The 12923-nt window shown below is 59.8% G+C and carries 12 protein-coding genes; 9 read left to right on the top strand and 3 right to left on the bottom strand.

Annotated elements, in window-relative coordinates:
- Window positions 1-19: 19 nt before the first annotated feature.
- A complete protein-coding gene (locus tag CLU80_RS12205; protein ID WP_093429745.1) occupies window positions 20-805 on the bottom strand; it encodes a transporter substrate-binding domain-containing protein in 786 nt (261 codons plus the stop codon).
- Between the two features lie 256 nt (window positions 806-1061).
- On the opposite strand from CLU80_RS12205, the gene CLU80_RS12200 reads away from it, so the two are divergent.
- From CLU80_RS12200 to CLU80_RS12170, 7 genes are all read left to right on the top strand, one after another.
- Window positions 1062-1769 carry a FadR/GntR family transcriptional regulator gene (locus CLU80_RS12200; RefSeq protein ID WP_093429746.1) on the top strand — a complete coding sequence of 236 codons (708 nt, stop codon included), beginning with the start codon at window positions 1062-1064 and terminating at the stop codon, window positions 1767-1769.
- 120 nt (window positions 1770-1889) lie between these two features.
- Window positions 1890-2219: a thioredoxin TrxA gene (gene trxA / locus CLU80_RS12195; RefSeq protein WP_003206727.1), complete on the top strand. Its 330-nt coding sequence runs from the start codon at window positions 1890-1892 to the stop codon at window positions 2217-2219.
- 250 nt (window positions 2220-2469) lie between these two features.
- Complete coding sequence (gene rho, locus CLU80_RS12190) at window positions 2470-3729, top strand: transcription termination factor Rho (RefSeq protein WP_003229334.1); 1260 nt, start codon at window positions 2470-2472, stop codon at window positions 3727-3729.
- Between the two features lie 125 nt (window positions 3730-3854).
- Window positions 3855-5816 (top strand): acyltransferase family protein, encoded by a 1962-nt coding sequence (locus tag CLU80_RS12185; RefSeq protein WP_099757480.1) that lies wholly within the window; start codon window positions 3855-3857, stop codon window positions 5814-5816.
- A gap of 80 nt (window positions 5817-5896) precedes the next feature.
- Window positions 5897-7363, top strand: a complete 1467-nt coding sequence (gene ubiD, locus CLU80_RS12180) for a 4-hydroxy-3-polyprenylbenzoate decarboxylase (protein WP_095049380.1) — start codon at window positions 5897-5899, stop codon at window positions 7361-7363.
- Window positions 7363-8331 (top strand): CDP-6-deoxy-delta-3,4-glucoseen reductase, encoded by a 969-nt coding sequence (locus tag CLU80_RS12175; protein ID WP_095049381.1) that lies wholly within the window; start codon window positions 7363-7365, stop codon window positions 8329-8331. Before ubiD ends, CLU80_RS12175 begins: the two co-directional genes overlap by 1 nt.
- 196 nt (window positions 8332-8527) lie before the next feature.
- Window positions 8528-9196: a gamma-glutamylcyclotransferase gene (locus CLU80_RS12170; protein ID WP_099757479.1), complete on the top strand. Its 669-nt coding sequence runs from the start codon at window positions 8528-8530 to the stop codon at window positions 9194-9196.
- Here the strand turns inward: CLU80_RS12170 and glpT are convergent.
- Entirely contained in the window at window positions 9172-10521 is a 1350-nt protein-coding gene (gene glpT / locus CLU80_RS12165; protein WP_016985912.1) for a glycerol-3-phosphate transporter, read from the bottom strand. The genes CLU80_RS12170 and glpT overlap by 25 nt on opposite strands.
- A gap of 224 nt (window positions 10522-10745) precedes the next feature.
- Here glpT and CLU80_RS12160 point away from each other — a divergent pair, with 224 nt between their 5' ends.
- A complete protein-coding gene (locus CLU80_RS12160) occupies window positions 10746-11375 on the top strand; it encodes a flagellar basal body-associated protein FliL (RefSeq protein WP_099757478.1) in 630 nt (209 codons plus the stop codon).
- 6 nt (window positions 11376-11381) lie between these two features.
- Here the strand turns inward: CLU80_RS12160 and CLU80_RS12155 are convergent, their stop codons facing one another.
- A complete protein-coding gene (locus tag CLU80_RS12155) occupies window positions 11382-12359 on the bottom strand; it encodes an NADPH:quinone oxidoreductase family protein (RefSeq protein WP_099757477.1) in 978 nt (325 codons plus the stop codon).
- Window positions 12360-12509: 150 nt separating this feature from the next.
- Here CLU80_RS12155 and CLU80_RS12150 point away from each other — a divergent pair, with 150 nt between their 5' ends.
- Window positions 12510-12917, top strand: coding sequence for a flagellar basal body-associated protein FliL (locus tag CLU80_RS12150; RefSeq protein WP_027610485.1), 408 nt, complete (start codon window positions 12510-12512; stop codon window positions 12915-12917).
- Window positions 12918-12923: the final 6 nt, after the last annotated feature.

Here is a 12923-nt window from a genome sequence, read left to right as displayed (position 1 = left end):
AGGTCTCCCGCGCAGTCGATCAGAGATCGGCCGGCAGCGGCTCTTTCAGCCAGGTCTGCGAGTTCTTTTCCAGTGCGCCGTCAGCCTTGGCGGTGGTCAGGATGTCGTTGACCTTGGCCAGCAGCGCCGCTTCGTTCTTGTTCACACCGACGTAGACCGGCGAATCCTTTAGTTTCACTTTCAGCGCCGGCACGCGTTTCGGGTTCTTTTCGCTGATCGCGACCATGACCACGTTGCCGCTGGCGATCAGGTCGACCTGGCCGGCGAGGTAGGCGGCGATGGTCGAGTTGTTGTCCTCGAATCGCTTGATGGTCACGCCTTCTGGGGCGACTTTGCTCAACTCGATGTCTTCGATGGCGCCACGGGTGACGCTGATGGTTTTGCCCTTGAGGTCGTCGAGGTTGGCGATCGCAGCGTCTGGCGGGCCGAACACGGCGAGGTAGAACGGCGCGTAAGCGCGGGAGAAGTCGATGACTTTCTCGCGCTCAGGGTTTTTGCCGAGGCTGGAAATCACCAGATCGACTTTGCCGGTGGTCAGGAACGGGATGCGGTTGGTGCTGTTGACCGGGGTCAGTTCGAGTTTGACCTTGAGTTGATCGGCCAGCAGTTTCGCCGTGTCGATGTCCAGGCCGCGAGGCTTCATGTCCGGGCCGACCGAGCCGAATGGCGGGAAGTCCTGGGGCACGGCGACTTTCAGCGTGCCGCGTTTGACCACGTCGTCGAGACCGTCGGCGTGCGCGGGAGCCTGGCTGAGCAACAGAGAGGAAAACAGAGCGGCGAGGAGGGCGCTGTAACGCTTGGTCATGGACAATCTCCGGATCGGCGAGAAGTGATTTCTGCGATCGGACAGAGCATGGGCCGTGCCAATACGTGGTTTTCGCCCCCGCAGACCGCAGTTTCAGCGACTTTGCTCGGTCTTACTGGTCTGAACAGTCAGGTTGTTTTTCGCACTGCCTTGGCGCACCGGTGTGGTTTACCGAACCCTGCTGGGGCACGACTTGCCGGACTCGGCGAATAGCTTTACAACTAGCCGCACATTGGCCTGGCGCGTCTGAAAAACCATGAACTCGATTTCCCGTGCGGTACCCGAAGTGGCGCTGCAAGCGATCCGCAAACTGATCACTGAGCAGGGTTTCGGTGCGGGCGATGCGTTGCCGTCGCAACGGGACCTGGCGCTGCAACTGGGTGTTAGCCGGGCATCGTTGCGTGAGGCGCTGTCGTCGCTGAGTGCGCTGGGCGTGGTCAGTATTCAGCCGGGCAAAGGCGTGTTCGTGCAGTCGCCCGTAGAGTTGCCGCGTGGTGCGCAGGCACCGGGCTGGCCATTTGCGGCGCAAGCGTCACCGCTGGACATCTTTCAATTGCGCTATGCGCTGGAAGGCTTCGCCGCAGGGCTGGCGGCGGTCACGTTAAGCACGTTCGATCTGGATGCGCTCGAAGACAACGTTGCGGCCATGCGTGACCAATTGAAGGTCGGTGACTTTGAAGCGGCGGCGAAACTCGACTTCGAATTCCACCGCCGAATCCTCTTGGCCAGCGGCAATCAGGCGATGCTGAGCATCCTTACCGCCAGCGCCGAGATGTTCCTGGAGAGCCAGAAGCTACCGTTCATCCGTGCCGAACGCGCCATGGAAACCTGGCAGGAACACCGCAAGATCCTCCGCGCCCTCGCGCGCCGGGCGTCGGGCGCGGCACAAAAAGCCATGCAGGAACACGTGCGCAACGCCGCCCTGCGTACCGGAATTGCTTTCATTGCCCCCGCCACGACGTGACTTGAGCTATACCCAAACTCATCGAGTGCCATAGCAAGACTCAATCAACTGCGGCTTCCTGAACAGGGGAAGGGCGGCTATGATGGGCCACGTTTTTTTGCTTACAACCTGGAGAATTCCATGAGCAGCGATCTTATCAAACACGTTAGCGACGCTAGCTTCGAAGCCGACGTACTCAAGGCCGAAGGCGCTGTCCTGGTCGATTACTGGGCTGAATGGTGCGGTCCTTGCAAAATGATCGCTCCGGTTCTGGACGAGATTGCCGAGACTTACAAAGGCAAGCTGACCGTTGCCAAACTGAACATCGACGAAAACCAGGAAACCCCGGCCAAGCACGGCGTGCGTGGTATCCCGACGCTGATGCTGTTCAAGAACGGCAACGTTGAAGCGACCAAAGTCGGCGCCCTGTCGAAGTCGCAACTGGCGGCTTTCCTCGACGCCAACATCTAAGCGTCGCTGTAAAGTGCCTGAAAAAAAGCCCCGCAAATTAGCGGGGCTTTTTGCGTATTCAGGGCTAGACGCTCCGAAACTCAGGTGGTACATTCGGCCCCGCACTGGTTTCTCCATTGCCCCCTGCTAGCCGTCGCCGACGCACTCCTTTTCGAATTAGTTCGCGATCCTGTCGCCTTCTCCGCGGCGCGGCCTCATTAAGCCAAAAGCTTAATTTCCCCCCCTCCATAAATGATTACGTCATTCCTATATGAATCTGACTGAACTCAAGCAAAAGCCGATTACCGAACTGCTCGAATTGGCCGAACAGATGGGCATAGAAAATATGGCCCGTTCGCGCAAGCAGGACGTGATTTTCTCCCTGCTGAAAAAGCACGCGAAAAGCGGCGAGGAAATCTCCGGTGATGGCGTGCTGGAGATTCTCCAGGACGGCTTCGGCTTCCTGCGCTCCGCTGACGCTTCCTACCTGGCCGGCCCGGACGATATCTACGTCTCGCCGAGCCAGATCCGCCGTTTCAACTTGCGCACCGGTGACACCATCGTTGGCAAGATTCGCCCTCCGAAGGAAGGCGAGCGGTATTTCGCCCTGCTCAAGGTCGACACGATCAACTTCGATCGTCCAGAGAACGCGAAAAACAAGATTCTCTTCGAGAACCTGACTCCGCTGTTCCCGACCGTGCGCATGAAGATGGAAGCCGGTAACGGCTCCACCGAAGACTTGACCGGTCGTGTCATCGACCTGTGCGCCCCGATCGGCAAAGGCCAGCGTGGTCTGATCGTTGCACCGCCGAAAGCCGGTAAAACGATCATGCTGCAGAACATCGCCGCGAACATCGCCCGTAACAACCCTGAAGTTCACCTGATCGTGCTGCTGATCGACGAACGTCCGGAAGAAGTAACCGAAATGCAGCGCACCGTGCGTGGCGAAGTGGTTGCCTCGACCTTCGACGAGCCGCCGACCCGTCACGTGCAGGTTGCTGAAATGGTGATCGAGAAGGCCAAGCGCCTTGTTGAACACAAGAAAGACGTGGTGATCCTGCTCGACTCCATCACCCGTCTGGCCCGTGCCTACAACACCGTGATCCCGAGCTCCGGCAAGGTATTGACCGGTGGTGTCGATGCCCACGCCCTCGAGAAGCCAAAGCGTTTCTTCGGTGCCGCGCGTAACATCGAAGAAGGCGGCTCGCTGACCATTATCGCCACCGCGCTGGTTGAAACCGGCTCGAAGATGGACGAAGTGATCTACGAAGAGTTCAAGGGTACCGGCAACATGGAACTGCCTCTGGATCGCAAGATCGCCGAGAAGCGTGTGTTCCCGGCCATCAACATCAACCGCTCCGGCACCCGCCGCGAAGAGTTGCTGACCGCCGACGACGAACTGCAGCGTATGTGGATCCTGCGCAAGCTGCTGCACCCGATGGACGAAGTGGCTGCCATCGAGTTCCTGGTCGACAAGCTGAAAACGACCAAGACCAACGACGAGTTCTTCTTGTCGATGAAGCGCAAGTAATACACACGCTGTAAAAAAGAACGCTCCCGAAAGGGGGCGTTTTTTTGCGTACGCGCCGCATAACTTTCGTAACGCGCTACTGTCCTTGTCTGGAGCGGTTTGTACCTACAAGGATAAGAAAGGTTATGCACACGTTTGGCAATCGCCGTGATATCGACGGATTACGGGCGCTGGCGGTTATTCCCGTCGTCCTGTTTCATTTCGGATTCAACACATTCAGCGGCGGCTTTGTCGGCGTTGATGTGTTCTTCGTCATTTCCGGTTTTCTGATCACTTCAATCCTGTTTCGTGAAATCAGCGCGCAGCGCTTCAGCTTCCTCGACTTCTGGGGGCGTCGCGCCCGACGCATCCTGCCGGCGTTGACTGTGGTTGTGGTGGTCACGCTGGCATTAGGCTGGCTGTTGCTGACGGCCAAAGACCTGGCCGAACTGGGACGCACGATTCGTTATCAGTCGCTGTTCATTTCCAACATCTTGTTCATGCGCGAAGACGGCTACTTTGCGCCGGCGTCGGAGCTCAAACCGCTGCTGCATACCTGGTCGCTGGCGGTGGAGGAGCAGTACTACATCTTCTTCCCGTTGATGATGGTGTTGCTGATGCGGTATGTCCGTCATTGGCGCTGGATGCTGTTCGCGGTCCTGTTGGTGTCGTTTGGCCTGAACCTCATTTATATCGAACGCCGGCCTGAATTCGCCTTCTTCGCGCTGCCGACCCGCGCCTGGGAGTTGCTCTGCGGAGCAATGCTGGCGGTGCTGCCCGCGTCGAAACACGTCGCACGGCCGTGGCTGCGCCAGTCGGTGGGCCTGGCCGGACTGGCGGCGGTGCTGCTGGCGATATTCACCTTTGACAAGTCCACGGTGTTCCCGGGCTGGGCGGCATTGCTGCCGGTATTGGGCACTACCGCGTTGATCTGGTCGGGCGCGCAAGGTGCGACGTGGGCCAGCCGTCTGTTGAGTGTCCGCGTTCTGGTGTGGGTCGGCCTGCTGTCCTACTCCCTGTATCTGTGGCACTGGCCGGTTTATGTGTATGCCAATGCAATTTCCATCGACGGCATCCAGCCGCTGGAGGCGCTTGGCTGGATGGCGCTGGCGTTGGCCCTGGCGTGGTTGAGCCTGCGTTATATCGAGCTGCCCTTTCGTGAGAAACGAGTGTTCGCCAAGCGGAATTCCATGTTGGTCGGTGGTTTGCTGTCGATCACCGTGCTGGCGATTACCGGCTCGGTGATTAACTCGTCAGACGGTGTGCCACAGCGTCTGACCGGCAAGGCGCTGGAATACGCGCAATCGCGGGAGTGGAAGGCCGGGCAAGCGGATTGCATGCAGCTGAGCACGGACAAAACGCTGGACAAGGCCTGTCGGTTGGGCGGCGATGAACAGGTCGCTCCGACCAAGATGTTCTGGGGCGACAGTCACACGGCGGCACTGTTGCCGGCCATCGCCGGCACTCTCGGTCGCGACGCGCAGCCGGTCTGGTTGTACAGCCTGACGGCCTGCCCGCCGATTGTCGAAGACCGCCTGCGCCCTCAATGCCAGGACTTCAACAAACGCAACATGGCGCTGGTGCTCAGTCGAGGTATCAAGGATGTCGTACTGGCGGCGAACTGGAGCCTGTACATTTATGGTCGCGAAGACGGCGACGGCGACAGACAGTTTCTGCTTGAGCGCAAGGACAGTCCGGCGCAAGCCGAACAGCGTCTGGCTGCCGGGCTCAAGGCGCAAGTGGCTGAGCTGCGCGCGGCTGGTGTGCAAGTCTGGCTGTTCAAGGAAGTGCCGCTGCAGCACAAGAGCTACATCGACCGCCTGACCAGCCTCGCGCGCATCGGGCGCTCGGCGCAAGGGCTCGGTCGCCCGCTCAACGAGCATCTGGCGCGCCAGCGGTTTTTCACCGAGCTGTTCGGCTCGATGAGTGCGGCGGATCCCGGCGTGCATGTTATCGACCCGACCTCGCTGATGTGCAAGGACGGCTTGTGCGCCATTGATGTCGATGGCCACTCGCAATACAAGGATGCCGATCATCTTTCGGACGTTGGCAGCGCCAGACTGAGCCCGTTGTTTGCGCCATTGATGCTGGGCACCAGCGACAATTGATTGATGCCAGGCGCTGACGGGCTGCTGTTTGCCCGTCAGAGCAGGTAGGATGTACGCCTATTTTGAGGGTGCCATCGTCAATGAAATTCAAGGATCTTCGGGATTTCGTGCAGCAGCTTGAGCAGCGCGGAGAGTTGAAACGCATCCAGATTCCCGTCTCGCCGGTGCTGGAAATGACCGAGGTGTGCGATCGCACACTGCGGGCCAAGGGCCCGGCACTGCTGTTCGAGAAACCCACCGGCTACGACATCCCGGTGCTCGGCAACCTGTTCGGCACGCCTGAACGGGTGGCGATGGGCATGGGCGCCGAGTCGGTCAGCGAGCTGCGCGAAATCGGCAAGCTGCTGGCGTTCCTCAAGGAGCCGGAGCCACCGAAGGGCTTGAAAGACGCATGGTCGAAACTGCCGATCTTCCGCAAGATCATCTCGATGGCGCCGAAAGTCGTCAAAGACGCGGTGTGCCAGGAAGTGGTCATCGAAGGCGACGACGTCGACCTCGCGATGCTGCCGGTGCAGACCTGCTGGCCCGGCGACGTCGGCCCGCTGATCACCTGGGGTCTGACCGTCACCAAAGGCCCGAACAAGGATCGTCAGAACCTCGGCATCTATCGTCAGCAAGTGATCGGCCGCAACAAGGTGATCATGCGTTGGCTCAGCCACCGTGGCGGCGCGCTGGACTTCCGCGAGTGGTGCGAGAAGCATCCGGGCCAGCCGTTCCCGGTGTCCGTCGCCCTGGGTGCGGATCCGGCGACCATTCTCGGCGCGGTGACGCCAGTGCCGGACAGCCTCTCCGAATACGCTTTCGCAGGCCTCTTGCGCGGTAACCGCACTGAACTGGTCAAGTGCCGTGGCAACGATCTGCAAGTGCCGGCCACCGCCGAAATCATCCTCGAAGGCGTGATCCATCCGGGCGAGATGGCTGACGAAGGTCCTTACGGCGACCACACCGGTTACTACAACGAAGTCGACAGCTTCCCGGTGTTCACCGTCGAGCGCATCACCCACCGGATCAAACCGATCTACCACAGTACCTACACCGGCCGTCCGCCAGATGAGCCGGCGATCCTCGGTGTGGCGCTGAATGAAGTGTTCGTGCCGATACTGCAGAAGCAGTTCCCGGAAATCACCGACTTCTACCTGCCGCCGGAAGGCTGCTCGTACCGCATGGCTGTAGTGACGATGAAGAAGTCGTATCCGGGGCACGCCAAGCGCGTGATGCTCGGTGTCTGGTCGTTTTTGCGACAGTTTATGTACACCAAGTTCGTTATCGTCACTGACGACGATATCAACGCCCGTGACTGGAACGACGTGATCTGGGCCATCACTACGCGCATGGACCCCAAGCGCGACACTGTGATGATCGATAACACGCCGATCGACTACCTCGACTTCGCCTCGCCGATCTCAGGGTTAGGTTCGAAAATGGGCCTCGATGCCACCCACAAGTGGCCGGGCGAAACCACTCGCGAGTGGGGTCGTGTGATCGTCAAGGACGACGCCGTCACCCAACGGATCGATGCCATCTGGAATCAGTTAGGAATAGATTGATGCGTGTAACCCTGCAGCCCTCCGGAGCAGTGCTTGAGATACAGCCCGGTGAGCGGATTCTCGACGGCGCGCGGCGTCTGGGCTACGAATGCCCGCAAAGCTGCCGCAACGGTAATTGTCATGTGTGTGCGGCGTTGCTGGTTGAAGGCCGCGTCGCGCAGGATGGCAAAGTGCACGACCACGGCGAGTTCTACACTTGCATAGCCGAGCCGCTGGAAGACTGCATCCTGCTGTGGGATGGCGTGCTCGCGCTGGGAGAACTGCCGGTGCGCAGCCTGTCATGTCAGGTCATCGAATGCCGCGACGTGGGTGGCGACACCTGGCGTGTGCGGCTGCGCGCTCCGGCGGGCAAGCCACCGCGTTATCACGCCGGGCAGTATTTGATGATCGAGCGCGAGAACGGTGAGAAGTCAGCGTTCTCCATGGCCTCGGCACCGCACGGCGGGCGTGATCTTGAAATCCACGTGCTGGCGCGCGAAGCCAGTGCACTGAGCCTGATCGAACAGCTGCAACGCAACGCGATGGTGCGGGTCGAGTTGCCGTTCGGCGATACGCATCTGGCCGAGCTGCCCGACGGGCCGCTGGTGTTGGTTGCCGCCGGCACCGGCATGGGCCAGATTCACGCCCTGATCGAACACTGCCGCGCTAAAGGCTTCAAACACCCGGTGCATCTGTACTGGGGCGTGCGCCGTCCGGAAGATTTCTATGAGATCGAACATTGGGACGAGTGGCTGAAATTACCCAATCTGTTCCTGCATAAAGTCGTCAGCGATCAATGCGGTTGGGAAGGGCGCTGCGGCATGCTGCACGAGGCAGTCTGTGAAGATTTCCCGGATCTGAAACCGCTGCACGTCTACGCCAGCGGCTCGCCGGCCATGGTCTACGGCACTCTGGACGCACTGGTTGAAGCGGGCATGGACGCCCATCAAATGCGCGCCGACGTGTTCGCTTACGCCCCCCGCTCCTGATTCGTTATAACTCGCTATATAGCCGATCGGTATTTATGTAATCGCATAAATACCGCTAGGTTATATATCAATCAGGCAATCAATTAAGAACTGTGCCATGGCACTCAAATTGCCTTAAAACATATGTGCCTTATTGTTACAGCGGTGCGTTCTATTAAGTAATTCTTCACCCGCGGGGAGCTGAACGCTATTCGCCATGAGCGCCATTGAAAACGCTTTTCTGAATTTGAATTACCCTCCGCGGCTCGATCTTGGGCCGCAGCTGACGCACGAACAACTTCTCGCTTCCATGCAATCAACCATGGCGCGCCACAAGGGCGGGCCGGTGTGGCTGTTCGCGTATGGCTCACTGATCTGGCGGCCTGAATGCTCGGCGGTGGAGCGGTTGCGCGGACGCGTGCATGGTTACCATCGCGGTTTGTACCTGTGGTCGCACGAGCATCGCGGCACGCCGGAAATGCCCGGTCTGGTGTTTGGTCTGGATCGCGGCGGTTCGTGCAGTGGCTTCGCCTATCGCTTGCCGGAAGATAATCTCGACGCGGCGCTGTACGCCTTGTGGAAACGCGAGATGCCAGTGCCTTCCTACCGGCCACACTGGCTCAACTGCCGGCTCGAAGATGGCAGTCAGGTTCAGGCGTTGGGATTCGTTTTGGAGCGACACCTGCCCAGCTATGCCGGCAACTTGCCGGATCACGTGCTGAGCCAAGTGTTCGCAAGCGCTTGCGGGCGTTACGGCACCACTCGCGATTATGTCGAGCAGACCGCCCACGCCCTGCGCAGCCACGCCATGCCAGACCGTAATCTGGAGGCGCGGCTCAAGCGCTGTAAATCACAAAGCGATCAAGCGACTGCTTCACGGCTCTGACTGGCGACTTGCTTGTGCCATAGCGTCGGGGCCAGGAAGGCCATCGCCAGCAGGCAAGCGCCCACCAGCAGGACGAAACCGCCGTCCCAGCCAAAATGGTCAACGGTGTAGCCCATCGCCGCACTGGCCGCGACCGAACCACCCAGATAGCCGAACAGGCCGGTGAAACCCGCAGCCGTGCCGGCTGCTTTCTTCGGCGCCAGTTCCAGCGCCTGCAGACCGATCAACATCACCGGGCCGTAGATCAGGAAGCCGATCGAAAACAGCGCGATCATGTCGACGGTCGGGTTACCGGCCGGGTTCAGCCAGTAAACCAGGGTCGCCACGGTCACCAGCGCCATGAACACCATACCGGTCAGGCCACGGTTGCCACGGAAGATCTTGTCCGACATCCAGCCGCACAGCAGCGTGCCCGGAATGCCCGCCCACTCGTAGAAGAAGTAAGCCCACGAAGTTTTATCGACGGTGAAACCCTTGGCTTCTTTCAGGTAGGTCGGCGCCCAGTCCAGTACGCCGTAGCGCAGCAGGTAAACGAAGACGTTAGCCATGGCGATGTACCAGAGCATTTTGTTGCGCAGCACGTATTTGACGAAGATTTCCTTGGCACTGAATTCGTCTTCGTGGCTGGCGTCGTACCCTTCCGGGTAATCGTTCTTGTACTTCTCGATGGGCGGCAGGCCGACCGATTGCGGGGTGTCGCGCATGGTGATGAAGGCAAATACCGCCACGCCCAGCGCCACTGCTGCCGGTACGTAAAACGCCGCGTGCCAGTCGTTGAACAAGCCCATGCCGAGCAGGAACAGCGGGCCGATCAGGCCGCCGCCAACGTTATGCGCCACGTTCCACACGGATACCACGCCACCGCGTTCCTTCTGCGACCACCAGTGCACCATGGTCCGGCCACTTGGCGGCCAGCCCATGCCCTGGGCCCAGCCGTTGATGAACAGCAGGATGAACATCATGGTTACGCTGGACGTTGCCCAAGGCGCGAAACCGAAAATGAACATCACCCCGGCCGAGACCAGCAGACCGAACGGCAGGAAGTAGCGCGGGTTAGAACGGTCGGACACCAGGCCCATGAGGAATTTCGACAGGCCATAGGCAATGGCGATCGCCGACATCGCCAGACCCAGATCACCACGGCTGTAGCCCTCGTCGATCAGGTACGGCATGGCCAGCGAGAAGTTTTTGCGCAGCAGGTAATAACCGGCGTAGCCAAAGAAAATACCGGCGAAGATCTGCCAGCGCAGGCGTCGGTACGTGCTGTCTATTTTTTCTTCAGGCAATGGAGCCTGATGTGCGGCAGGACGAAAGAAAGCAAACATTCAAGAGCTCCAGATTTCTTGTTTTGACTGCGGATGCGAATGTTACAGTTTCGTTACCGAAAATAGCACCGGTTCGCATCGAGCAAATAGCGGAAAATGTTGGAAGTCGCGCGTTCCTTTACGAACCTGTCGCTCAGCTGTAAGAACAGGGCGTTTTCGTCGCGCTCGGGACGTTGTGACTTAGACTCGCGATTTACAGATCGACTGATTTCGCGAGATAAACGATGACCCCGAAAGTTCACAGGCTATTGCCCAGACTGTTGATGGTTGCTGCGGTGACTGCTTCAGTACTGGTGTTGAGCTTCGCACAGGGTTCTGCAGCGCCAGGCCTGCGCAATGTCACCGTATTGATCGTCCGTCATGCGGAAAAGCCTGAAGTCGGCCGTGAACTCAATGCCCGGGGCGAACAGCGCGCCGCTGCCTACGCGGACTATTTCACCTCGTTGCAACTGGACGACCAGACACTCACGCCCCAGCGTCTGATCGCTACCGCCGACAGCCCGGAAAGCATCCGACCGCGTCAGACACTGATTCCACTGTCCCAGCGCCTGCAATTGCCCATCGAGCAGCCCTACGCCAATAACGACGTCGACAAACTGGTCAGCCTGCTGCGCAAGAACAATCAGGCGAAAACAGTGCTGATCGCTTGGCATCACGGCCACATCAATAAACTGATTGCCGCTTTCGGCGGCGATGGTCCGGCACTGATCGGCCAGCCGAAATGGCCGGTGGATGTTTACGACTGGCTGATCGTTCTGCGCTTCGATGACAAGGGAAAGCTGGTTGGGTCACAGAGCGAAAAGGTTCAGGAACATCTGATGCCGGGCGACATTGCGGCGTCGCCCGGTCGTTGAAGAGTCTCAGCGAACCTTCACCACAACCTTCCCGACAGCCTTGCGCTGGCCAAGATCATTGATCGCCTGCGCCGCATTGCTCAATGAGTACACCTGCGATACCAGCGGTTTCAACTTGCCCTCGGCAAACCAGCCGAACAACTGCTGGAAGTTCGCCGCGTTGTCCTGCGGCTGGCGCTGGGCGAAGGAGCCCCAGAAGACGCCGAGCACCGCCGCGCCCTTGAGCAGGGCAAGGTTGACCGGCAGCTCCGGGATGCGCCCGCTGGCGAAACCGACGACCAGCAGACGGCCATTCCAGGCGATGGCGCGGATGGCTTGGTCGAACAGATCACCGCCGACCGGGTCGTAGATCACGTCGGCGCCCTGGCCGTCGGTGAGGCGTTTGATTTCGTCCTTGAGGCTGGTTTCGCTGTAGTTGATCAGCTCGTCCGCGCCGGCTGCCTTGGCTACCGCGAGCTTCTCGGCGCTGCTGGCGGCAGCGATGACGCGGGCGCCCATGGCTTTGCCGATTTCCACCGCCGCCAGGCCGACGCCGCCGGATGCACCGAGTACCAGCAGGGTTTCCCCCGCTTGCAGGTTGGCGCGTTGCTTGAGGGCGTGCATCGAGGTGCCGTAAGTCATGCTGAACGCGGCGGCGGTGTTGAAGTCCATCGACGGCGGAATCGGCAGGACGTTGTAGCCCGGCACCGCGACCTGTTCAGCGAAGCTGCCCCAACCGGTCAGCGCCATGACTCGGTCACCGACCTTGAGGTGGCTGACCTTTTCCCCGACCTCCGTGACCACGCCAGCCGCTTCACCACCCGGCGAGAACGGGAAGGGCGGCTTGAACTGGTACTTGCCCTCGATGATCAGCGTGTCCGGGAAGTTGACCCCGGCGGCGTGCACCTCCAGCAGGATTTCGTTCTTCTTCGCGACAGGGCTGGCGACGTCTTCCAGCACCAGCGATTCGGCAGGGCCGAAGGCTTTGCACAGCACGGCTTTCATCAGGGCTATTCCTTTGGGAGTGATGGCCGATAAGTGTAGGTGTGTCAGTCAACGGGTCAACGAGCATGCCCGGCCCTGATAGTCAGCCATAAGCTTGTGCTTGCGTGGCGGGTCGTTATGCTAGGCCGCAAACCGGATAAGGAGCGAATTGTGAAAGCGTGGATCATGTTGTTGCTGGCCCTGTCTCTGCCTGTGGCAGCGCTGGCCGAAGAAGCCAAAGAAGGCGAGGCGCCGAAGGTCAACTACATCACCCTGAGCCCGCCGTTCGTGGGCAACTACGGGCTGGACGGCACGCCGAAGCTCAAGGTTTACAAGGCCGATGTGGCATTGCGCGTGACCGGTGAGGAGGCGACCAAACTGGTCAAGGCCAACGAGCCGCTGATCCGTAATCAGCTGGTGGCACTGTTCACCCAGCAGACCACCGAGGCGATGGGCAGCATCGAGGGTAAAGAGAAGCTGCGTCAGGAAGCGTTGAAGCAGACCCAGCAAGTGATGAATGACGAGACCGGCAAGCCGGTGGTTGAGGATCTGTTGTTCAACAACCTGATCATTCAGTAAGTGCGT

Source organism: Pseudomonas sp. 29 (assembly GCF_002754355.1).
GTDB lineage: Bacteria > Pseudomonadota > Gammaproteobacteria > Pseudomonadales > Pseudomonadaceae > Aquipseudomonas > Aquipseudomonas neuropathica.
The sequence above is the reverse complement of the archived record's forward strand: the minus strand, read 5'-3'. Positions and strand labels throughout refer to the sequence as shown.